Raw genomic sequence first — 21730 nt, 5'->3', positions numbered from 1 at the left:
CTCACGCCTCCCCTATTTTTGTGTTATATTCGGGCCTTCCGCTAGTCCAGGTCCGGTTATGCACAGGTTCCAAAATGGCGAGCACTTCGCTTAGCAGACGTTCATCCACCGGCTCCTCCACCCAGGAAGCATTCCTGCGGATATTTTCCGGATTGGCTGTGCTAACCAACGTGGTGGGAATGCGCTCATTTGAAGTGGAAAACTGCACCGCGAGCTTCGCGATATCCTCCCCTTGGTCCGCGCAGAACTGTGCCGCCTTCAAACAGGCCTCCTTGATTTCCGGATCGGCCGGATGCCAGGCAGGCGTTCCCCGGGTGCTCAGCAGTCCCATGGAGATAGGTGAGGCGTTAACGAGTCCCGTATTCCTTTCCTCAAGAAGCGGCAGCAAGTCCAGCAGACTGGTGTCATTCAGCGAATAATGGCAGTAGGAAATGATCGCGTCGACATCGATTTGCGGCAGCAGCGTTTCAAACAGCGATAGCGGCAGTCCGCATATGCCGGCAAACCGGATTTTGCCCGACTGCTTGAGCTTTTCAAGCGCAGGTATGGCTTCCTCCAGGATCATTTGCGCCGGGACGAACTCGATATCATGGAGGAACAGAAAATCCACTTCATCCACGTTCAGCCGCTTCAGGCTTTCATCCAGACTCGTAAGAATCCGGTTATGGGAAAAATCGAATTCGTGCTCCCCGTAGCGTCCGGCCTTGGTTGACAGCAGGTACCGGTCGCGCGGAATGTCCTTAAGCGCCTTGCCGAGTACCGTTTCGGCTTTAGTCAATCCGTAATAAGGCGAGACGTCAATGTAATTGATCCCGCTGTCAATCGCCTCGTAGACGGTTCGTACGCTCTCCTGCTCATCCGTGTCGCGGAATACGGAGCCTAACGAGGAGGCGCCAAAGCTGAGCGCCGATACTTCCAGACCTGTTTTTCCTAGTTTCCGGTATTTCATTTCGGTTTCACCCAACCCTTCTATTCAGTCATTTCCCCCGCAGCGTGTCATCTTGTCTCATTCTTCAGCCGGTAAAATGCTGCGGCGTTGCCCCCGAACAACTTCAAACTCTCATCTGCCCCCCAAGTAGGTGGAAGCGTCTTCATAAGAGCATCCACGACACCGTCGTAGCTCGAAGCCATCAGGCATACCGGCCAGTCGCTGCCGAACATCACCCGGTCTGCGCCAAAACAGTCCAGAACATGACGGACATAAGGCGTAAGCTGATCCGGCTTCCAGCCATCATGGTCCGCCTCGGTCACCATGCCGGACAGCTTGCAGTACAGGTTCGGGTGAGACGCCAGCTTTTTCATGTAACCGGCCCATGGTTCCATTTCCCCAGCAGCGATTCGCGGTTTCGCCAGATGGTCGATCACCGCATGCAGATCCGGAATTTGCTCGATCAGCCGGACCAGCGTATCCAATTGATCGGAACGGACGAGCAGATCGACCGGAACGCCAAGGCTCGCATAGTGTTTGAGCGAAGCTGCGTATGAAGGTTCCAGGATCGCATCTGCATCCTCCATATCCTGGATCATGAGGCGGAAGCCGACGAATTTGGGATGCTGCGCAAAGCGCTGGAAATGGTCCTTGTGATCATCATCCGCGAGATCCATATATCCGACCACACCCAGAACCCGATCATCCTGTGCCGCGAGTTCAAGAATATAATCGGTTTCTTCATACGTTGGTGCGGCTTGCACGAGGATCGTCCCGTCGAGATGATGTTCTGCCAGATGCGGAAGCAGATCCAACGGCTGATAATCCCGGTACAGGACAGGAATGGACGGCGTAATCCAGCCGTAGTCGTCCCGGGCGATACTCCAGTAATGCTGGTGAGCGTCTATTCGCATTGCAATTCCCTCCATTCTTGTACGCCGATGTTCTTTTCTCAATATAACAACTATGGATCGGTTCTAAAAGAGCGAAATCTTGCACAATCATATCCGATTTTGATATCTTCAAGACAACGAGCCCATTTGCTGACCCTCCTCTTCTGTTATGAATCGTTTACGGAAGGTGAAGGCTCGGCTGATGGTTCCCAATACACTCAAGGGGCAATGCTATGAATCCCATTCGCAAGCAATTTGACGCGCAGCCGGAATTTCCTTTCTCATTCAATTACCGCGACCGCAAAACGGCACAGCTGGAGCTGCCGCATCACCTTCACGATTGGCATGAGCTGGTGTATGTCCACTCAGGCATGGGCTCCTTTTTTATCGACCGGACGATTTACGAAATGCGCCGCGGGGATCTGTTTATTATCCCCGGCAGCACGATCCACCAGGCGTTCCCGGACAAAGACGATCCGGTCACATCCACTGCCGTGTTTTTTAGTCCCGAACTCGTCCGGCAGTCTTCTTTGGGAGAAACCTTTTCTTACTTACAGTGCTTTGACAGCTGCAGTTCGAACCATGCTTATAAACTGGAATGCCCCGCCGCGCTGGAGTCGCAGCTCGAAGACAAGCTGGCCGCCATTCAGTCCGAGCTGAGTGGTCAACCCCCGGGCTACCGCCACTCGATCGTACTGTACGTTCAGTACCTATTGCTGCTGATCCACCGGGAACAAAGTGATGGGAGCAGCGGCTCCCGCAGCCCGTTCGTTGGTCCGAACTGGATGCGGCAAAGCTTGCTGTATATCGATGGGCATTACTGCGAGCAGATCAGCCTAAGCTCTTTAAGCCGGCTCGCTTCCGTTAGCTCCGCCCATTTCAGCCGCGTGTTCAAACAGTTGACCGGGATGAGCGTAACGGATTACATCAACGTCAAACGGGTGATCCGGGCTAAAGAGCTGCTGCTTCACACCGACGACAGCATCAGCAGCATCGCCCCGGCCTGCGGGTTTGACAGTATGCCTCATTTTCACAGGAAATTCAAACAGATTGTCGGCCTGACTCCTTCACATTACAGGCATAACTCTACAGCCCGATAAAGAGCTCCGTTCATTGAAATAACAGAAGCACCCACCAGCGGGAATTTGCCGGAACAAACAAAATAACCCCTGCTTAAACCTAAGGTTCAAGCGGGGTTTCCGGATACGACCTATTGAATTGGAGAACGCTTAGGATTGGGTAGATACGGACGGTGCAGTAATCATCCAACGGACACCAAACCGGTCCGTAAGTTCGCCCAGGTACAACCCGAACGGCTGCTGTTCAAACGGATAGATGACGTGACCTCCGTCGGCAAGCTTCGAGAATGCCTCGCGGGCTTCCTCCGACGAAGGGTAGTCGATATTCAGCGACATATTGTTGCCTTGAAGATTCGATTCCATGGAGTCCGACATAAAAATATAGTTGCCTCCGGCGACCGATAAGCACATATGAATCACTTTATCCTGCAAGTCATTTTGGACTCCCATCGACTCCCCATGAGTGATAACGGATTCCAGATTGCCGCCAAGCGAACGGATATAGAAATCCGCCTGACTTCTTGCATCTTCCGAGTAAATAAAAGGTTTCAATACGCCCATCTTGAATACTTCCTTTCCCTGTGGATTGTTAACTCTTCCAGATCAGCGTATCACAGCGGATCACCTTCCGTTTCTTACTGATTGCTAACTTGGGATATAGCGGTGCGGTGCTTAGACGCAATGCCGGAAACTAAATAAAATGCTGCAAAATAAAAAGGAACACTTCGAAGGTGATTCGAAGTGTTCCTTTTGAACATTACAAACAGCTATACATTCCGATGTTCTTCGCTCATTGAATAGCGGACTTCATGATCGATAAACTCGTGGGACCGGTCTGCCGCCATAATGCCGTGATAACTGATGTCGAGGCCGATTTCCTCTTCCTCCTCGCTGGAACGAACAGGGACGAGGAGACCGATCAGCTTAAGGCCGACCCAAGTAAGGACAAAACCCCATACCGCCAGCGCAGCCAGTCCGAGCGCCTGGACGCCAAGCAAATGCCAGCTGCCGCTGTAAAAGAGGCCGCCGTCTGTCGCGAACAGACCAACGGCAAGGGTTCCCCACGCACCGGATACGGCGTGGACCGGGAAGGCGCCGACGGGATCGTCAATCCGGCGTCCCTCCAGCCAGCTCGTTGCCGCCATCATAAGCAGTCCCGAGATCGCACCGATCAGGATGGCAGCGCTGTCGCTGACAAAAGCGCATCCGGCCGTAATTCCGACCAGACCTGCCAAGGAGCCGTTAATCACGGATGGTGCGTCGGAGCGCTGGTAGCGGAACAGCGTATACACCAGTGTGACCGCTCCGCCGGATGCGGCAGACAGCATCGTTGTCAGCGCAATATGTCCGATGCGGACATCGGTTGCACTGAGCGTGCTGCCCGCATTGAAGCCAAACCAGCCAAACCAGAGAAGGAAAGCCCCTACCGAAGCGAGTGGCAGGTTGCTGGGCAGGGAGATCGTGCTGGCACCCGCTTTATTGAATTTCCCTTTCCGGGGACCCACGATCAGCGCAGCCGCCAGGGCCGAGAAGCCGCCGAGCGCGTGAATGACGGCAGAGCCGGCAAAATCCTGCATGCCGAGCTTCGTCAGCCATCCGCCGCCCCAGGCCCAGTGGCCGCCGATCGGATAGATCAGACCCGTCATCAGGACAATATACAGCAAATAGGCTCTAAAATTGATCCGCTCGGCCACAGCACCCGAAACGATCGAAATAACGGCGATGGTGAAGGCCGCTTGGAACAGCCAATACGTATCCAGCGATACCGGCAGCTGGAGGTGGGATAAATCGCCCCCAAGGACAAATCCGCTCGTCCCGATGATTCCTCCGGCGTCCTTTCCGTACATGAGCGCAAATCCGAATACATAAAAAACCAAGGTGCCGATCGTGATATCGGCGAACACCTTCATAATAATGTTGACGCTGTTCTTGTAGCGTACAAATCCTGCCTCAAGCAGGGCAAACCCGCCCTCCATCAACAGAATCATAGCGGCGCTGAGAACGACCCATACGGTATCCATTCCCGTACCTAAAGATTCAAGCGTTAAATTCATTCCTGTGAAGCCTCCATTTCCTGAAGCAGTCTGATTTCCCGGATCAGCTCAGGAGACAGAAATACCTCGTTCGAATCCCTTATCGGTAAACGCAGCTTATCAAGCACCTGATCCAGTTCCCGAATACTGCGCTTTATCGCGTCGATCTTCTTGAACCGTTCTTTGACATGGACCATATACTCAACTGCCTGATGATGGCTGGCTGGCCGCCCTGTAAACAAGCGCCGGATCGGGGACATGGATTGATACAACGCCTCTTCCGCCCGGCGTTTCTGCTCGTATTTATCGATTTTGTTTTTTAACTCTTCTACGTCTTCTTCTTTCTTCGCTTTAACGCGTTCAAGTAAAATGAATAATTCCTGTTCCGGCATATCAAAACTGATATTGCGGTACACTTCATCGATAATAACCATGTTAGGTCTCCTTACACGTCGGGTCACTTTAGTTGATTATATGGTCATTAAACGTAGAAGTCAATAGATTGATAGAGAAAAACACCTTTGCTGGCAAAAAAGCTTTCATGAAGTATTTCTACTCGTTTTGTCCGATAGTTACCACTTATATCAATAAACTTTATCGTTTAAACGCCCCTCTAAGACACGACCTCGATCAGCAAAAAACAGCTGCATCAGCAGCTGTTCCCTGTTCATTTCGATTTATAAAAAGCGGGGGATTGCCTTCTTACATTTGGCGCTAAACTTGGCAAAAATCCTCGATGATTTGCCGCTTCATAGCCTCGACCGGAAATTGATCCGGATAAGTCGAGATCATGAGCATGATTCCCTGCAGTGCCGAGGAAAAGTACAATGACCTCGCCACCGGGTCGGATGCTCCCAGTTTTTCGAACATGCGGCACTGGATTTGAAACTGGCGGGCACTTTCCTCAATCAGGAGCTTTCCGTATTTGGCGACGGTTTCATCGGCTTCCGGCTGGGTCTGCAGGTGCAGATAGAACCGGAACACCTCGGGAGAACGCCATACATTATCGACGGCCCCTTCTACGATATGTTTCAGCTGCTCTGCCGGCGTCTCCAATGCCTCTGCCTTCTCCATGACCTGTATCAATTCCCCGATTCTGGCTTCGACCATGGCACTAAGCAATTCTTCTTTCCCTTTGTAGTAGTTGTATAGAAGCCCTTTGGACACGCCGGCGTGTTTGGAGACGTCATCGATCGAGGTGGCATGGTAACCTTTTCTCATAAAAAGGTCTATGGCTGCTTCCCGGATCTTCGCCTTGGCCTGCTGACGTATTCGTTCATTCTCTTCCTGGGTGCGCGGCATTTAACGTCTCTCCTCCAAAAACTCGGTAATATAGCTGTACATCATCTCCGGATGGGTTAAGGGCATCATATGGTCCGCCCCCGGAATTTGGACATAACGAACATTCGGCAAGCTCCGGAACAGCTCTGCGACGCGTTCATTATCCGGGATCTCATTATCACCGATCATAAACAGGGTTCTTACGTGAAGGTCTTCCAATCGACCGATGGCCGGGGGCTGCGGCCAAACGGATTCGAAGCTCCCCCACTCGGCTGTTTTGGCCAGGTGATGCCTGAACATGTCAATCATTAAGCGGCGCTGCGGACTGGACATCACGATCCGGTACAGCGGAGCGCTGAACGCGAGCTCCATAATTTTATCGGCATCCGGGGCGGCCGCGTTCACCTCACTCATCCAGCGCTCAAACTCCGGTGATGGCTTATAACCCGTCAATGATGGTCCGATGAGCACCAAGCCCGAAACACGATTCGGGTATTGAAGGCTGAAATCGGTGGCAATTTGGCCACCTCCTGAATGGCCGATGAGGACGGCGGTATCCAGGTGAAGGTCATCCATCAGCTCGCGCAAGTCCTCAACGTAGTTCGCCGGTTCCTTGGGAGAAGGAGATTTGCCTGCACCCCGGCCGTCATAAGTAATAGTCTGGTATTCTTTGGCGACTAATGGCGCCAGGAATGACCACAGCCTGCTGTCCGTCCCGCCGCTGTGTATAAAAATGACGGGTTTTCCACTACCATGAATCTCATAATACAAATCCATCCCGGATCCCTCCATCCATCATTTACCTGATCTTGCCATCATATTACTATTGGTTGAACGGTTAGTCAATGAAAAAAACGCCGACCCATTGGGTTCAGCGTATGAGGTTCAGCATATCATCATCTCTGAGCTTTATTCGTCATTCCCAGCTCCCTGCAATCCATATCCTGAGGAATCAACGCAGCTCCTGCGCGATTTCCCAGATGTGTCCGCCCGGATCCTGGAAACTTGCCGTACGTATTCCCCATGGGCGGTCCATCGGACCGTTCAGCAGCGCAACGCCGGCTGAATTCAGCTCTGTACACAACGCATCCACGTCATCAACACGGATCGTGAACACAAACCTCGCTCCCACCCCGCGGTCTGCTACTGGAGCCGGATGAGTAAGCTCGTCCGCTTCGGTTATTTTCAGCAGATTGACGCTCATGTTCCCGAAGTTATAAACTGCAGAGTTGTCGTCCTCGTAGACGGAGGAAAGGCCGAATACCCGCTCATAGAATGATTTGGCCTCCGGAAGATCTTCCACAAACAACGTGATGACATCGATGTTTTTGGCTCCCCATTGATTCATCGTCCATCTCTCCCTTTTGAAATGTGATCAGAAACACTCGTTCTCATGCTGATTCTATCAAATCATCATGAGCCGGATTTATTCTCGCTTGCTATTCTTGCGTAAAAAGTGAATACATTCGATCGGGAACAACAATAAAGCGCACAGGCTCGCCTGTACGCTTTAAGAGCTTTATCGTTATTTTTCCTCCAGCTCATCGGGCACATCATACTTATTAATATGCGAAGTCATGGCCGCGACGGCATCACTGGCATCGGTAGTAGCAGGCACTTCGCGAACCACATCATCGGTGACGTCATAGTCGTTCAGCCGATCTGCCTCTTTTTCATTTTGTTTTGGCACTTCTTTCATCGCAATTCTCTCCTTTTTATCCCAGAAAATGATCCTGCTCCTCTAACGAATACAGAGGTACTTCCCGCTCAGCTTCCGGATTGTCGAGCGGATAGACACGTGCGGTTTCGCTCAGCTCGTCCACATGCTGTATATAGATGGGGGTTCCATCCAGCAGTACGTTTGCCATGACTGGCGAGGACGCGATTTCCTGCGCTCTTTGAACGTTCATGTTGTGTAATGCCTCCAAATGTTGAGTAGAGTTCGCTTATACTATGTACGGGGGCATGCGGTGTTATGCATCGCGCTCCCCGGAAACAAAAAAACCGCGGCATCCGCGGTTTGCTGTCATACATGGTTTGTATCAGAAATCAGAATCCTTTGCCTCCGATCGGCCGGACCTTGATGCCGCCGGCTTCAGCAATGAGATGCCTGCAGCGTCCGATGAGCTCAAGCACCTTCTCATTCTTCAACGAGGCCGCGTGAGCCTCCTTGCTTTCCCATAGTTCCGTAATCCAAAGATCGTCCGGATTGTCCTCCGCTTCATGCAGGATATAATAGATGCAGCCTTCCATATCCTCCAGCGTCCCGCTGGACTCCAGCATCATTCTCGCGAGCTCATCGCGCTGCCCCGGCTTTGCCGTAAGTTTGCCGAACATGGCGTATTTTTCCATTCTTGTCCTCCCCTTCATCACAACTCGTACATGTGATTCATTCACTCTCAGCTATCATCAGTATAGACGATAATGACTGACAGATACGGTCAGGGATTTTGAGAACTTGTCCTAATGTTCGTAAAAACCAATAGAAAAGGACCGGATACACCGATCCGATCCCTGTACTTGTTACTTGGCTTGAATATATCCTTCTTCCTTCAGCAGTTCGGCAATCAGCACAGCCCCGCCTGCGGCGCCGCGCAGCGTATTATGCGAAAGACCCACGAATTTGAAATCATAAATGGAATCCTCGCGCAGTCTGCCTGCCGAAACGCCCATGCCGCGTTCAATATCGCGATCCAGCTTCGTCTGCGGCCGGTTTTCTTCCTCAAAATACGTAATGAACTGCTTCGGTGCGCTTGGAAGGCCCAATTCCTGCGGTCTTCCTTGATACGCGCGCCAGCGCTCAATAATTTCTTCCTTCGACGTCTTTTTCTCAAAAGAGACGAACACGGTCGCCAAATGCCCGTCTGTCACAGGAACGCGGATGCACTGGGTCGTGATGATCGGAGAGGACGCCTTCACGATTTGCCCGTTGTCGATGCTGCCCCAAATGCGCAGCGGCTCCTGCTCGCTCTTCTCTTCCTCACCGCCGATGTAAGGAATGACATTATCCAGCATTTCCGGCCAGTCCGTAAAGTTTTTGCCTGCGCCGGAGATCGCCTGGTAAGTCGACGCAACCACCTGAGTCGGTTTAAAATCAAGCAGCGCGTTCAGCTGCGGCACATAACTCTGAATCGAGCAGTTCGGTTTGACCGCGATAAACCCGGTTTTGGTACCGAGCCGCTGTCTTTGCGCTTCAATGACGCCGATGTGACCGGGATTGATTTCCGGAATCACCATAGGCACGTCAGGCGTCCACCGATGTGCGGAGTTGTTTGATATAACAGGCGTACCCGTTTTGGCATACGCTTCTTCAAGCGCTTTGATTTCGTCCTTCTTCATATCTACGGCGCAGAAAACAAAGTCAACTCCCGAAGCAACTTCTTCGACCTTCGAAGCGTCCTGAACGACAATTTGCTTGACGTCCTCGGGAATCGGTGTTGCCAGTTTCCATCTTCCCTGCACCGATTCTTCATAGGTTTTACCGGCGGAACTGCTGCTTGCCGCAATCGCGGTCACCTGGAACCAAGGATGCTGATCCAAGAGCTGTACGAAACGCTGGCCAACCATACCGGTTCCACCGACAATACCGACTTTAAGTTTTTGTGACATGAGTGATTCCAATCCTTTCGAAGTAGAGTATGAGAAGTTGTCTGCTAAACAAATACTATGGTGACAGGCGTGGCTCATTAAACCGTCTATTAGACACTATTCAAACCGATTGAATTGGTGTGCCCATCCGCCTGTGAGCAGCGATATTTACAGGATCATGACGAAAAAATAAAAAATCCCACCCCCAAGACTGCCGTCTTAGGGACGAGATATCATACTCGTGGTACCACCCCAGATTCGCTAAAATGTCGCCATTTTAGCCTCTTCGAGTACGGCATCAGTCAACTGATGCATATACTCTAGCTCTGTAACAGGAGCTCCTGGCACACCATCCTCTCATTGAACATCAGGTTCCGGCGTGCTGCTCAGAGGCTTTATTCAATAAAGGACTCAATGCTCCTTTTCAGCGGACGGAGCTCTCTGGGAAATGCTTCCTTTACCTACTCTTCTCTTCATCGCATTTCAAATTAACGGTTCTTACATTACGCTTATAATATCGGAAGTTACGCCTGACGTAAACCTTTTTTCGCAAAAAAATTCCGATTTCACAAACCTGGCAAAAGAATGGATCCATCGGCTGCGATTCAGCGAACCGATTTCCATGCCTCATCCAGCAGTTCCGCATTGATGCCCATGCCTGCCAACGCGCCCATGGAAGCCGCAGCAATGGCTTGATACATGTCAGAAGCGGCATCTCCGGCACTGAATACACCGGGGATATTGGTCTTGCCGATCCGATCGGCCACAATGCTTCCGGATTCCGACACTTCGCAGCCCAGATACTGCGGCAGGTCAGTGGCAGCGGCCAGTTTCGGCGCAAAGAAAATTCCGGTGCAGGCAACGGATTCGCCGTTCTCCAGGAGGACCTGCTTTACGTTGCCTTCTTCAGACTCAATCTTGTGAATCGGCGAGTCCTTAACGGTAATGCCGTGGCGCCCTAGCTCTTCACGCTGCTCCGCATTCAATTCATCCGGGCCGTTCGTGCATAACGTTAAATTCGCAGACCATCCAATCAACACTTTGGATAAATGCATCGCTCCTTCGCCCTTGGCAATCATCACGAGCTGCTGGTCCTGCAGTTCCCAGCCGTCGCAATAAGGGCAGACAAACGCGGTTTTACCGTATACCTCGTCCAACCCGGAAATGTCCAGAGGCAGGTCTCGTTTGCCGGTTGCAAACAACAGCTTCTTGCTGCGGAACACCTTTCCGTCAACCGTGCGGATACGGAAGTCGCCGTCACTTCCTTCCACGGATTCCGTCTTCCCTTGAACAAACTTGATTGCAGGGTACTGACTGATTTGTTCTCTGGCGATCCGACGGAACTCCGCGGGAGCGATGCCGTCCCGAGACAGGAAGTTATGCATCTCATGGGTTACCCGATTCCGCGGTCGGCCTTCGTCAATGACCACCGCGGAACGTCTTGATCTGCCCAGCGCAAGCGCTGCGCTCATGCCGGCTGGCCCGCCTCCGATAATAACCGCATCCAACAATACTTCTGACATTTTAATTCCTCCCTTTATAGATCCTTTTTATCCATAATAAACGCGCAAGAAGTCTATTACTTCTTGCCTGCTGCATGGGCATCACATGAGCCCGCCTGGTTCAGTGCCGATTGAATCGTATGCTGCTGGAGATAACGGTTCATCTGCTGTTCCGCGGCATCCATCACTTGTTTGACCGGGCATCCTTCGCCGAAAGCAAATTCCGGCGTTTCCGGTTCGTCCCCCGCAGCTTCCAGAGCCGGCAGCGGATGGTTGCTCCCATGGAAGCATTCGTACAAGTGCTGACGTCCTTCGAGAACTTGAACCACATCCAGAAAAGTAATTTCACTGGCGGCCCGGGCAAGCTCATAGCCGCCGTTCACACCGGTAACTGCGCGAACAAGCCCATCCTGCCGCAGCTTGGACATAATTTTGGATAAATAGCTCTCGGAAGCGCCCAGGGATGAGGACAGTTCTTTAATGCCCACGTTGCGGCCCCGTTCCGATTTCGCCAGCAGCATCAAGGCGTGTAAACCGTATGCAGTACTTTTTGAAAATTGCATGCTGGATTCCTCCTTTTCAAGCAGCAAACCATAACAGCGCATTTATTATGGACCTGTAATGTCCATTATATGCAGAACATGATGATAAATCAAGCTTACTTTATGTTAGTTGGTCCAGGTATTTGGATTATATCCAAAGATTTTGCGTTCTTACGGGATGCTGCTGCTCCTCTTATAATCATAACAAGTTCAATAAAAGAATCGTTACGAAGGAGTTGTCACCTCATGAAGAAATCGTATTCCCCCCTTTTTGATCCATTTCATTTTCCGTCAGCCAACATTTCTTTAAAAAACCGGATCGTGATGTCTCCGATGACCCATATGAGTTCCAATGCGGACGGCTCCATTTCCGAACAGGAAATTCAATACTACAATCGGCGTTCTCACGGCGCTGCCATGGTCATCACAGCCGCAACATATGTCATGCAGCAAGGAGGAATGCCTGGTGCGCCCGGCGCCGACAACGACGCCCTCATTCCCGGACTCCGCCGGCTTGCCTCGACGATTCAGGGGAACGGAGCCAAGGCCGTGCTGCAAATTTTTCACGCAGGCAGACAAGGCTCCAAGACAGGCGATTATGTCAGCGCCGGAAACATCCCGGAAGATCGGGAAGGAGCCCCCGTCCCGCGCAGTCTCTCCGAGCAGGAAATGGAAGGCATCATTCATGCTTATGCAGAAGCAGCCCGAAGAGCGGTTGACGCCGGATTTGACGGGGTGGAAATTCACGGCGGCAACGGGAATTTGCTGCATCAATTTTTATCCCCGATGACGAACCGCCGCACGGACCGTTATGGAGGGAGCTTGGAGAATCGAATGACGCTGGCCTTAGCCATTATTCGCGAGGTCTTACGGACCGTTCGCAAAGAGTCTGAACAACCTTTCCTGGTCGGCTTCCGGTTTTCGCCTGAAGAGGCGGGAACGCCAGGCATTACGATGGCCGATACCCTCTCGTTCGTCGATGCATTGTCGGGCACCGGGGTCGATTACCTTCATGTATCGTTGACCAGCTTCCGTTCCGTGCCGCGAAGGGGGATTCAGGACAGCCGGTCACGATTGGCGATTCTTCAGGAGCGCGTCGGCTCGCGTATCCCCATTATTGGCGTCGGCAGCATTTACACGCCCGATGATGCGCTGGAGGCGCTGTCCTCCGGCATCCCGCTCATCGCCCTGGGACGCGAACTCATCATGGAACCGGATTGGGTACAGTTCGTATTGGAAGGCCGTGAACAGCAGATCCGAACGTCCATCTCCCCTCTGGACCTGCAGGAGTTATCGATTCCCGAACCGCTGTGGAACCTCATGATGAGTATTCCCGGCTGGTTCCCGCTGCGCAGCGACCCGCAAGTTGCGGACGCCGAAAGGTAATGATTTCCCCTCAGTCTATTGCTTGTTTATAAATCGCGACAGACGGCCGCCAGCCGTCTGTTTTGCTTTTTCCGGCACGTTTTCTGAAGAGCAATCCTCTTTCGATGCCCCTAGTTTAAGTTCCTCCGAAAAAGGCAACGATGAAGCAGAATATAAATTTCAAGGTGAGGATTAGGATGCGGCCTTTTTTCAAATCCAAACATGATTCCAGCGGTGATTCCAACCAAAATCAAGACAAAAATGAGCAGCCATCGGAATTTAATAGGCCTGAAACGCCTCTTTCCAAATACTTGGATGTTAACGTCCAAATGATCAAGGAAATGACGGGCGACAGTTCCGATATCATCATCCGTCGGTTGGACCAGGCCCTGGGGAAACCTGTCCATGTCGCCGTCATCTACACCGACGGATTGGCCGATGAGCAGATTATCAACAATTCCATATTGAAATCTTTGACGCAAATCCAGGCGGATGCGGATTGTTCGCTGGACCCGCCAAAACAGGTGCTGGGCTGGATCAAACACCGGTTTTTAGCCATTGGCCAAGTCACGGACATCGATACCATGAAGAAACTGTTTGACGCCATTCTTGCCGGCAATACAGTCATTCTGGTAGATGGCACAGCCAAGGGAATATCAGCATCCTCTGCCGGTGGGGAACAGCGCGGTGTAGACGAACCCCAGTCTCAAACCGTCATCCGGGGACCAAGGGAAGGCTTTACGGAGAACCTTCGGATCAATACGTCATTAATCCGCCGCAAAATCAAAAATCCGAATCTATGGATCGTCGACCGAACGATCGGCCGCGTAACCCAAACGGACGTAGCCGTGATGTACATTCATGGTATCGCTAGTGAAGACGTGGTGCAGGAAATTTTAAGAAGGCTTGACCGGATTGACATCGACAGCGTTCTGGAGAGCGGATATATCGAGGAATTTATCCAGGACGCCACCTTTACGCCTTTTCCGACCCTTACGAATTCAGAACGTCCTGACGCCATTGCCGGAGCTATTTTGGAAGGAAAAGTAGCCATTCTCGTAGACGGGAGCCCCTTTGTGCTCATTGCCCCCATTACGATTTTTAAGCTGTTCCAGTCCAGCGAGGATTATTACCAAAAATTCGATATCGCGACATTTCTACGGTTGATGCGTATTATCGCATTTGTGTTTTCCATGCTCCTGCCCTCGATGTACATCGCGATCACAACATTTCATCAGCAGATGCTGCCGACAACCCTGCTTATCAGCCTCGCGGCCCAGCGGGAAGGCGTCCCCTTTCCGGCCTTTGTCGAAGCGCTTGCCATGGAAATCACTTTCGAAGTTTTGCGGGAAGCCGGGGTGCGGATGCCAAGGGCGATCGGGTCCGCGATTTCGATCGTCGGTGCGCTCGTGCTGGGGCAAGCGGCAGTTCAGGCAGGTTTGGTATCCGCCGCGATGGTTATTATCGTGGCTTTTACCGCCATTGCCGGCTTCGTCGCTCCATCAGTCAGCTTATCCAATTCGGCTAGGCTGCTTCGTTTCGGATTCATGCTGCTTGCGGCTACGCTGGGATTGTTCGGGATCATTGCAGGATTAATGGCGATGCTTATCCATTTGGCAGGGCTGCGGTCCTTCGGAATCCCTTATTTGATTCCGCTTGCGCCCTTCTCTCCTTCCGATCAAAAGGATGCGTTGGTACGTGTGCCTTGGTGGGCCATGCTGAAACGTCCAACCTTAATCAGTCAAAAAAATATCAAACGCCAAAAATCAATCCAAAAGCCGTCGCCATCGAAAGATGAACAATAGCTGTATACATCCAGGTCAAACAAAGAGGTGGAAAAGATGCTCCGGAGACTGGGCCTTATGATTCTCTCGCTGTCGGTCGCGCTGCTGACGGGCGGATGCTGGGACAGCCAGGAATTGAATACGCTGAGCATCATTTCGGCGACGTCCATCGACCGGAGCAACGGGAAATGGGAAATTTCGTTCCAGGTCGTCATTCCGCAGTCGATTGCCACCCAGACAGGCGGCGGCAGTGCAGGAAGCCAGTCTCCGACGACCATTTTCTCAACCAAGGGGCGCTCTATTGCCGAGGCGATGCAGAATGCCAGCCTGGAAACATCAAGGAAGCTTTTTTTCGCCCATAACTCCGTCCTTATTCTTAGCGAAGATGTGGCACGGAAAGAAGGTGTCGGAGAAATTCTTGATTTTTTCCTTCGTCCGTTCGAGAGCAGGGAGACCATGTCCGTCCTCTTGACCAAGGGCAAAGCTTCCAATTTGCTGGAAGTGCTGATCCCTTTGGAGAAAATATCCGGCAATGCCATCCAGCGGATCATCGATCAAAGCCAGAAAAATCTGTCCCAAGCTCAAAACATGCGGCTCATCGATTTCGCCAGAATGATAGCCAGCCCGGATGAAAGCGCCATGGCGCCCGAGCTCGAGGTATCCGGAGATCTGAGCAAGCAGTCCTCCCTCGATGCCCTGAAATCGACGCGAAATGATGCGGTCATTAAGCTCGGGGAGCTGGGCGTATTCCGTAAGGACAAGCTGGTGGGATGGATCGATCAAAAAGATAGCCGATCTGTCGCATGGCTTTCCAATCGTGTCAGCAGCATGATGGTTGTGTTTCCGTGCAGCGCAAAAGGCCAAGAAAATCAGCTGCTCAGCTATCGAGTGCTGAAATCGTCCACCAAACTGGAACCGAAGGTCATCCATGGAAAATCGATCATTCTCGCCAAGATTCAAGCAACGGGAGCGATCGACGAATCCGGCTGCAATCTGGACTTAAAGAATCCGGGGGTCATTCGGGACATAGAACGTACGATAAGTAAACAAATCGGCGGCGAAATCATGGAGACCTGGAGCCATCTGCAGGAAATGAACGTGGATCTGGCCGGATTCATGAACGCGATACACCGTAAAGATCCCTCTACTTGGAGAAAACTGATGAGAACGAAGCGTCCCATCGAGGAAATCAGCCTGCGCGTGCAGGTCAAGATTAACATTGAGCATACGAACATGATTACCAAGCCGTACTCCAGCTTGCTCAAAGACCAAAAATTCTAGCGAAAGGAGTGCCCCCAACTTGCAAAAAATAGACAAATACGAGCTGATTGCGATGATGATCCTGTTTTTGATCGGAACTTCCCCATTATACGAATTGGGCGTAGGAGCCAAGCAGGACGCCTGGCTGGTCGTCATTGTTGCGATGCTGGCCGGACTGCTGCTGCTCCTGGTTTACCTTTTCATCCAAAAGGGGGACGAGGAACGCAATCTCTTCGAAATCCTGAACCAACATCTGGGTCGTATTCTCGGAACGATCGTCACCATCGCTTATATTTTCTATTTTTCCTATGAGTCCATGAGAAACACCAGGGAGTTTGGGGACATTATCAACATTTCCTTTCTTCCCAAAACGCCTCTGTCCGTCCTGATGCTGATCATGATTCTGCTGTCCGCCTATGCGATTTCCAAGGGAACGGAAGTTTTTTTCCGCGTCGTCGAATTTCTGCTCCCCTTTACCATCTTGGGCTATTTCCTGATTTTCTTGATGTTCATCGTCTCTAAAAATATTCATCTGGAGCGGCTTCAGCCGGTGCTCGAGCATGGCATCATGCCTGTGATCAGGGAAGCCATTCCGAAAGTCATCAGCTTCCCGTTTGGCGAGGTTGTCGTGTTTCTTGCATTTTGGAAGCATTTGAACAACAAAAAAAACCTGTCCAAGCTGTCGATCTTTTCCTACCTGTTCGTGGGAATCCTGCTGCTGATCTTCAACTTGTTGAATTTAACGATATTGAGCCCCCAAATCTTAAGCATTACCACCCTCCCCATGCTCAGATCGGTTCGCTTGATCGAAATCGCTGATTTTCTCGAACGGCTCGATCCGGTCATTATTTTGCTGATTTATATCGGCATCTTTGTGAAAATGACGGCATTTTACTTGGGGGCGGTCATCGGCCTTTCCTATCTGGTAAAGATGAGCCACAAAAAATTAACAGTCATCGTCGGTGCGTTTATTTATACCATTTCTTTTGCCGCGCCCAATTTTATTTACCATACCTGGATCGGATTCACGCGAAATCTGATGTACGACTTTCCGGTTTTCCAAATCTGGATTCCCCTTGCTTTGGCAGCCGTTGTCCTAATGAAGAAGCTTTTTTCCCGGAAAGGAAAACAGACGGGAGGATCTTGAGAGAAACACCGACCGAAGTACATTCTAGGAAGACAGACCGCTTAAAGCGGCAGTTTCTCTTGCGATATAAGGAAGCCAAGTCAAGAAAAAAGGAACCGCTGCTTGCAGAGGCAATGGTTCCTTTTCCGTAATTCAACACAATCCGGTTCGGATTAACGCTGCAGCTTCAAGCATCTGGGCTGCATTAAATATTGGCCCGTAATTCTTTCCGCCTGAAGACGGATCGAATACTCCCCTGCTTCCGGAAAATGCAGCTTCCCTACGTAAAACTCACGGAAGTCATACGGTCCGCCGGTCGGCTGCACCTGAGCACGCAGTGTCTGGTCTCCGGTGGTCACCAGGTAGGTCCCGCCTCCTCCCTCGGCGTCACCGCTGCCATATTCGATGCGCACGTCGAAATCTGCGGCCCCCAAGGTCCGGACAGACCAGACCGCCTCGGCACTTTCGTCTGTCCAATCAAGGAGGTTGTCACGGCCCTTTTTCCCGGTATCATACTTCAATCCGGCTCCGGATATTTCGGCATCGAATACGCCTAATTCAAGGATGCTGCCTTCCCGTGAGTCCAATAGTCCCACCGGATTGCCATCGACTGGACCGGAACAGAGAACGGCGATGACTTGTGGTTTGGAAAATTCGTTCACTTCGGAAAGCACCGATTCAGGCAGCTCAATCTCTAAATCCTGTTCCGATAATCGGGTCAATTTCAGTTCCCTGCCGTCTTCCAGCATATAGGCCCGCAGAACGTCCGTCTTCAGGCCGGGAACGACCAGCTTCCGGTCCGTTGGCCAATCGAAGACATGCAGATACAGCATGTTTCCTTTCACGGTGCACCTGCCCCAGGACGGCTTTGCCGTCGGGGATGCCCCCGCTCCGTAAATGCTGTCTCCGTATGTATCTAACCAACCGCCGATTTCCAGCAAAATCGATTCGGATACCGGATCCCACTCTCCCGTCTCTGTCGGTCCGATATTGATGACCAAATTGCCACTTTTGCTGACGACATCGATCATCTGCCGGATGATGGATGCGGGTGATTTCCAGTTGTGATCCGATTTTTTGTACCCCCATGAATCGTTCAGCGTGATGATGTTCTCCCAGTCCTGGCGCAAAGTCCGCGTGGTCAGCTGATTATCGGACGTGTTGGAGTAATCCCCAAGGGGAGCCTTCCACACCCGGCTGTTCACCAGACAGTCCGGCTGAAGCGAGTATACGGCGTCCAGAAACTGCTCCCCCTGCTCGCGGGTCAGCTTGCCGCCGCAGTCGAACCACATGAGGCCGACCTTCCCGTAATCCGTCAGCAGCTCGCGAACCTGAGGAAGTGATTTATTATTCAGATAACGCTCAAAGCGGCTTCGCTTATCCGGATCGTGCACCCAGCTCTCCACGTCGTCATAAGCACCGATATTGCCGGGGTAGTCCCAGGTGTTCCCCTGGGAATCGGGATCATGCCAGTCCATAGCGTGCGAGTAGTAAATACCCAGCACCATTTCTTCCTGCTCGCATGCTTCCGCCAGCTCCCGGAGCGGATCTCTTCGAAAGACCGCATGCTGGACGATGGAGTAATTGGACACATGCGAATCATACATGGCGAATCCGTCATGATGCTTGGCCGTGAAAATGATATATTTCAAGCCAGCCCTTTTAGCGGTACGCACCCACTTCAGCGCGTCAAAAGAAGAAGGATTCCAGCCTGCGGCCATCTCTTCATATTCGGCGGCCGGAATCTTTGCGCGCAGCATGATGTGCTCACTGTAGGAAGCTTGGATCTCCTCCCCTTTCCACTCGCCTGCCGGCCGCGCGTAGGGTCCCCAATGGATGAACAGGCCCAGCCGGGCTTCCCTCCACCATTCCATCCGGTGATTTTGCACTTCAGACTGAGGGCCATCAGGGACTGTCTCTATAGGAAAAGGTTCATCGAGCAGGTTCTCCGGCGCGGACCCTGCTGCTGTCTGTTGGGCCTGTTGTTCAGCCTGTCGTTTCATTCGTCATATCTCCTTTCGCGCTGAATTATTGCCTCAACGCTGATACACATTACCACAGTCTCAGCGCTGAGCCGCGCAGCTTGGATACCGCCTCAACAAAGAAATAATCGCCGTAAATCAGCGGTGTATCGATATGCACTCCACCCGGCAGATTGGATGTGCCGGACAGGATCAGGCCTTCTTCCCCCGGCATATCCCATGTCCCGTAATGTTCATGCAGAGAGCGCACGATGCGTTCCGCAGAACGGAGATACAGCCGCGCTTCGGCCTCGGGTACCAGACGGGACATCTCGATCAGCCCGCATGCCGCGCAGGCCCCGGCCGAAGTATCCCGCGGCTTGCCCCCTTCATCAGGCGCCCGGAAATCCCAGTGCGGCACATGGTCCTCCGGCAGATTCGCCAGAAAAAAATGGGCGGCCCGCTTGGCGCCAGTCAAAAAGCGTTCTTCTCCCGTGTAAATATAAGACAGGGTGAGGCCGTAGATGGTCCAGGCACTGCCTCGGGACCAGGCGGATTCTTCCGCAAACCCCTGACCGGACATGGCACCGATTCGTTCACCCGACTCGGGATCAAATTCGAGGATATGATAACTGGACCCGTCCGGACGCAGAAAATGCGCCAGCACCGTATCTGCATGCGCCGCGGCGATATGGCGGAACCGGGGATCCTCCGTTACTTCAGAGGCCCAATACAGCAGCGGCAGATTCATCACCGTGTCGATGATGGACCAGCCTGCCCGGTTCACCTGCTCCAGGTCATGCCAGGCGCGGATGAAGCTGCCTTTTACATTAAAGCGGCTTGCCAGCTGGGCGGCGGCCATCAGCCCACGGTGTTTGGAACGCTCGCTGCCGGTAATCCGGTAGTCGGCCACGGCCGAAAGTGTCCATATAAATCCGGCATCATGATGCACAGCGAGCGAATACAGCGGTTCGTCTAGCTTCTCCTCGATCAGCTCGGCAATCCCCTGCAGCCCCGGATGGTGCCCGTCTTCGGCAATCTGCCACAAGATCCCCGGCCAAAAGCCGGCGGTCCACCAGGACGGGCGCATGTTGTCATAGACCCCGTTAACGGATGCATGCGGAAAACTGACGCCAATCCGCTGACTGGTGCGCTCCACTTTGTTTACGATTTGCTGCCAAGCCCCTTCCGCCCACTGCTGAACGGATTCCGAAATAAGCGCCGAGCTCCCTTCGCTACCCATTTGTTTCGATACGGTTTCTCCCATATAATCTCCTCCTGTAATTGATTGTTCCATTCTAAATTCAAGGTGAAGTCCGCAGCGGAATAACCATGTTCCAGGTATGTTCGGCTTGCCGGAAGCCCCCCGGTCCGTCCGCAACCGCGGCGAACAGATGCGTCGGCAGTCCATCCTGAAACAGCAGGAAGGGCCGTTCGAAGCTGCCCATCCAACGTTCCGATCCGTCCTCCCATCGGACGCGCCGGGAATAGGATTTGGGCTGGTCTGCGAGCCTCCAGTCCCTGCCATCCGGAGAAAGTGCCAGAATGCCGCCGTGCTTCTCTCCGCACAGCTTTCCATCCATGTCTTTCGCGATCATGGCGTACCCTTCCGCCGTGCGCCAAATGAACGGGTCTTCGATATGAAACCGTTCCGGCGGAAACAGCGGCGTATCCTGAGTTACGCGATAAGGCCCTTCATATCCTGCTGCCTCTGCCGCACCCAGCGTCATTTGCCCATGGGCTGTGCCCTCATACCGCCGGGCTTTATAAACCAGCAGCACGGAGCCATCCTCCCGGATACTTGGCGCCGGATTCGAGGTCAGGAAGCTGTCGAACTTGCCCGGCCTCGTCGGCAGAATCGGCGTATCGAGGCGCTTCCACGGCCCATAGACGCTGTCGGCGACGGCCAGGCCGACACGCTTGTTCGCCCTTGCCGCAATGACGCGGCAGTCGTCCGCCTCCACCGTCTCTCCTGGCCGCGGCTCAGGGAAGGGATGCGTCGATCCCATGTAATACAGCAAATATTTGTCTCCATACCGGATGATGTGCGGGTTATGGGTGCTCCTTCCGTCCCAATACTCCGCTCCCCGCGCTGGGAACACGGTTTCTTCGTAGGTATAGGGCCCTTCCGGGGTATCGGACGAGGCTCGGACGATTTCCGAACGGAGCAGCCAGCCCGGGTGCATCGGCATCCACTTCGGCCACCGGGACGCAAACATATGAAAGCGTCCGTCCTCTCCGCGAACGACCGACCCGCACCATACCCACCAGCCTTCCATCCGGAAGCCCCCTTCCATGGGGGCAGGCAGCATCCGGTCAAACAGTGAAAATGTCACGTTCTCCCTCCGTTCATCATTAAGTTTCTCGACCATCTGTCTTTGCCAAATG

The 21730-nt window shown here is 52.6% G+C and carries 22 protein-coding genes and 1 other annotated feature; of the genes, 5 read left to right on the top strand and 17 right to left on the bottom strand.

Annotated elements, in window-relative coordinates; genetic code table 11:
* Position 1: 1 nt before the first annotated feature.
* Complete coding sequence (locus KI379_RS11460) at positions 2-949, bottom strand: aldo/keto reductase (protein ID WP_212983626.1); 948 nt, start codon at positions 947-949, stop codon at positions 2-4.
* Between the two features lie 47 nt (positions 950-996).
* Positions 997-1842, bottom strand: a complete 846-nt coding sequence (locus KI379_RS11455) for an amidohydrolase family protein (RefSeq protein WP_212983625.1) — start codon at positions 1840-1842, stop codon at positions 997-999.
* Between the two features lie 212 nt (positions 1843-2054).
* On the opposite strand from KI379_RS11455, the gene KI379_RS11450 reads away from it, so the two are divergent.
* Positions 2055-2921 carry an AraC family transcriptional regulator gene (locus tag KI379_RS11450; protein ID WP_145133916.1) on the top strand — a complete coding sequence of 289 codons (867 nt, stop codon included), beginning with the start codon at positions 2055-2057 and terminating at the stop codon, positions 2919-2921.
* 129 nt (positions 2922-3050) lie between these two features.
* On the opposite strand, the gene KI379_RS11445 is transcribed toward KI379_RS11450, so the two are convergent.
* The 12 genes from KI379_RS11445 to KI379_RS11390 form a co-directional block, all read right to left on the bottom strand.
* Complete coding sequence (locus tag KI379_RS11445; RefSeq protein ID WP_145020195.1) at positions 3051-3461, bottom strand: VOC family protein; 411 nt, start codon at positions 3459-3461, stop codon at positions 3051-3053.
* A 206-nt stretch (positions 3462-3667) separates the two neighbouring features.
* On the bottom strand, positions 3668-4954 hold the full coding sequence (locus KI379_RS11440; protein ID WP_212983624.1) for an ammonium transporter: 1287 nt from the start codon (positions 4952-4954) through the stop codon (positions 3668-3670).
* Positions 4951-5367: a hypothetical protein gene (locus KI379_RS11435; protein ID WP_076166245.1), complete on the bottom strand. Its 417-nt coding sequence runs from the start codon at positions 5365-5367 to the stop codon at positions 4951-4953. The genes KI379_RS11440 and KI379_RS11435 overlap by 4 nt, the downstream gene beginning before the upstream one ends.
* A 280-nt stretch (positions 5368-5647) precedes the next feature.
* Positions 5648-6235: a TetR/AcrR family transcriptional regulator gene (locus KI379_RS11430; RefSeq protein WP_076166250.1), complete on the bottom strand. Its 588-nt coding sequence runs from the start codon at positions 6233-6235 to the stop codon at positions 5648-5650.
* On the bottom strand, positions 6236-6991 hold the full coding sequence (locus KI379_RS11425; RefSeq protein ID WP_212983623.1) for an alpha/beta fold hydrolase: 756 nt from the start codon (positions 6989-6991) through the stop codon (positions 6236-6238). It lies immediately after the preceding gene.
* A 175-nt stretch (positions 6992-7166) separates the two neighbouring features.
* Positions 7167-7562, bottom strand: a complete 396-nt coding sequence (locus tag KI379_RS11420) for a VOC family protein (RefSeq protein WP_212983622.1) — start codon at positions 7560-7562, stop codon at positions 7167-7169.
* A 177-nt stretch (positions 7563-7739) separates the two neighbouring features.
* Positions 7740-7913 (bottom strand): hypothetical protein, encoded by a 174-nt coding sequence (locus tag KI379_RS11415; protein ID WP_167372827.1) that lies wholly within the window; start codon positions 7911-7913, stop codon positions 7740-7742.
* Positions 7914-7929: 16 nt separating this feature from the next.
* Entirely contained in the window at positions 7930-8124 is a 195-nt protein-coding gene (locus KI379_RS11410; protein ID WP_076166259.1) for a small acid-soluble spore protein H, read from the bottom strand.
* A gap of 139 nt (positions 8125-8263) precedes the next feature.
* Positions 8264-8566, bottom strand: coding sequence for a putative quinol monooxygenase (locus KI379_RS11405; RefSeq protein WP_076166262.1), 303 nt, complete (start codon positions 8564-8566; stop codon positions 8264-8266).
* Positions 8567-8737: 171 nt separating this feature from the next.
* Complete coding sequence (asd, locus tag KI379_RS11400; RefSeq protein ID WP_076166265.1) at positions 8738-9823, bottom strand: aspartate-semialdehyde dehydrogenase; 1086 nt, start codon at positions 9821-9823, stop codon at positions 8738-8740.
* 197 nt (positions 9824-10020) lie between these two features.
* Positions 10021-10288, bottom strand: a binding site (T-box leader).
* A 119-nt stretch (positions 10289-10407) separates the two neighbouring features.
* Positions 10408-11325, bottom strand: a complete 918-nt coding sequence (locus KI379_RS11395; RefSeq protein ID WP_212983621.1) for an NAD(P)/FAD-dependent oxidoreductase — start codon at positions 11323-11325, stop codon at positions 10408-10410.
* 56 nt (positions 11326-11381) lie between these two features.
* Positions 11382-11867, bottom strand: a complete 486-nt coding sequence (locus KI379_RS11390) for an RrF2 family transcriptional regulator (RefSeq protein ID WP_076166272.1) — start codon at positions 11865-11867, stop codon at positions 11382-11384.
* 225 nt (positions 11868-12092) lie between these two features.
* Between KI379_RS11390 and KI379_RS11385 the strand changes: the two genes are divergently transcribed.
* From KI379_RS11385 to KI379_RS11370, 4 genes are all read left to right on the top strand, one after another.
* Positions 12093-13232 (top strand): NADH-dependent flavin oxidoreductase, encoded by a 1140-nt coding sequence (locus KI379_RS11385; RefSeq protein ID WP_212983620.1) that lies wholly within the window; start codon positions 12093-12095, stop codon positions 13230-13232.
* 176 nt (positions 13233-13408) lie between these two features.
* Entirely contained in the window at positions 13409-15016 is a 1608-nt protein-coding gene (locus tag KI379_RS11380) for a spore germination protein (RefSeq protein WP_089547106.1), read from the top strand.
* A gap of 36 nt (positions 15017-15052) precedes the next feature.
* Positions 15053-16276 (top strand): Ger(x)C family spore germination protein, encoded by a 1224-nt coding sequence (locus tag KI379_RS11375; protein ID WP_212983619.1) that lies wholly within the window; start codon positions 15053-15055, stop codon positions 16274-16276.
* Between the two features lie 19 nt (positions 16277-16295).
* Positions 16296-17402, top strand: coding sequence for a GerAB/ArcD/ProY family transporter (locus KI379_RS11370; protein WP_212983618.1), 1107 nt, complete (start codon positions 16296-16298; stop codon positions 17400-17402).
* A 152-nt stretch (positions 17403-17554) separates the two neighbouring features.
* Here KI379_RS11370 and KI379_RS11365 read toward each other — a convergent pair whose 3' ends face one another.
* The 3 genes from KI379_RS11365 to KI379_RS11355 are packed head-to-tail and all read right to left on the bottom strand — an operon-like array spanning position 17555 to position 21678.
* A complete protein-coding gene (locus tag KI379_RS11365) occupies positions 17555-19384 on the bottom strand; it encodes an alpha-L-fucosidase (RefSeq protein WP_212983617.1) in 1830 nt (609 codons plus the stop codon).
* Positions 19385-19433: 49 nt separating this feature from the next.
* Complete coding sequence (locus tag KI379_RS11360) at positions 19434-20609, bottom strand: glycoside hydrolase family 88 protein (protein ID WP_244879261.1); 1176 nt, start codon at positions 20607-20609, stop codon at positions 19434-19436.
* A 37-nt stretch (positions 20610-20646) separates the two neighbouring features.
* Positions 20647-21678, bottom strand: a complete 1032-nt coding sequence (locus KI379_RS11355; RefSeq protein WP_244879260.1) for a glycoside hydrolase family protein — start codon at positions 21676-21678, stop codon at positions 20647-20649.
* Between the last annotated feature and the right edge of the window lie 52 nt (positions 21679-21730).

Origin of the sequence: Paenibacillus cineris (assembly GCF_018333335.1) — a bacterium.
GTDB classification, from domain to species: domain Bacteria; phylum Bacillota; class Bacilli; order Paenibacillales; family Paenibacillaceae; genus Paenibacillus_AQ; species Paenibacillus_AQ favisporus.
Note: the sequence above shows the minus strand (reverse complement) of the source record. Positions and strands in the feature narration are given on the sequence as shown.

Bases quoted from the DNA above. Each gene is read 5' to 3' on its own strand.
- KI379_RS11460 (WP_212983626.1), bottom strand. From the start codon at position 949: ATGAAATACCGGAAACTAGGAAAAACAGGTCTGGAAGTATCGGCGCTC.
- KI379_RS11455 (WP_212983625.1), bottom strand. From the start codon at position 1,842: ATGCGAATAGACGCTCACCAGCATTACTGGAGTATCGCCCGGGACGAC.
- KI379_RS11450 (WP_145133916.1), top strand. From the start codon at position 2,055: ATGAATCCCATTCGCAAGCAATTTGACGCGCAGCCGGAATTTCCTTTC.
- KI379_RS11445 (WP_145020195.1), bottom strand. From the start codon at position 3,461: ATGGGCGTATTGAAACCTTTTATTTACTCGGAAGATGCAAGAAGTCAG.
- KI379_RS11440 (WP_212983624.1), bottom strand. From the start codon at position 4,954: ATGAATTTAACGCTTGAATCTTTAGGTACGGGAATGGATACCGTATGG.
- KI379_RS11435 (WP_076166245.1), bottom strand. From the start codon at position 5,367: ATGGTTATTATCGATGAAGTGTACCGCAATATCAGTTTTGATATGCCG.
- KI379_RS11430 (WP_076166250.1), bottom strand. From the start codon at position 6,235: ATGCCGCGCACCCAGGAAGAGAATGAACGAATACGTCAGCAGGCCAAG.
- KI379_RS11425 (WP_212983623.1), bottom strand. From the start codon at position 6,991: ATGGATTTGTATTATGAGATTCATGGTAGTGGAAAACCCGTCATTTTT.
- KI379_RS11420 (WP_212983622.1), bottom strand. From the start codon at position 7,562: ATGAATCAATGGGGAGCCAAAAACATCGATGTCATCACGTTGTTTGTG.
- KI379_RS11415 (WP_167372827.1), bottom strand. From the start codon at position 7,913: ATGAAAGAAGTGCCAAAACAAAATGAAAAAGAGGCAGATCGGCTGAAC.
- KI379_RS11410 (WP_076166259.1), bottom strand. From the start codon at position 8,124: ATGAACGTTCAAAGAGCGCAGGAAATCGCGTCCTCGCCAGTCATGGCA.
- KI379_RS11405 (WP_076166262.1), bottom strand. From the start codon at position 8,566: ATGGAAAAATACGCCATGTTCGGCAAACTTACGGCAAAGCCGGGGCAG.
- asd (WP_076166265.1), bottom strand. From the start codon at position 9,823: ATGTCACAAAAACTTAAAGTCGGTATTGTCGGTGGAACCGGTATGGTT.
- KI379_RS11395 (WP_212983621.1), bottom strand. From the start codon at position 11,325: ATGTCAGAAGTATTGTTGGATGCGGTTATTATCGGAGGCGGGCCAGCC.
- KI379_RS11390 (WP_076166272.1), bottom strand. From the start codon at position 11,867: ATGCAATTTTCAAAAAGTACTGCATACGGTTTACACGCCTTGATGCTG.
- KI379_RS11385 (WP_212983620.1), top strand. From the start codon at position 12,093: ATGAAGAAATCGTATTCCCCCCTTTTTGATCCATTTCATTTTCCGTCA.
- KI379_RS11380 (WP_089547106.1), top strand. From the start codon at position 13,409: ATGCGGCCTTTTTTCAAATCCAAACATGATTCCAGCGGTGATTCCAAC.
- KI379_RS11375 (WP_212983619.1), top strand. From the start codon at position 15,053: ATGCTCCGGAGACTGGGCCTTATGATTCTCTCGCTGTCGGTCGCGCTG.
- KI379_RS11365 (WP_212983617.1), bottom strand. From the start codon at position 19,384: ATGAAACGACAGGCTGAACAACAGGCCCAACAGACAGCAGCAGGGTCC.
- KI379_RS11360 (WP_244879261.1), bottom strand. From the start codon at position 20,609: ATGGGAGAAACCGTATCGAAACAAATGGGTAGCGAAGGGAGCTCGGCG.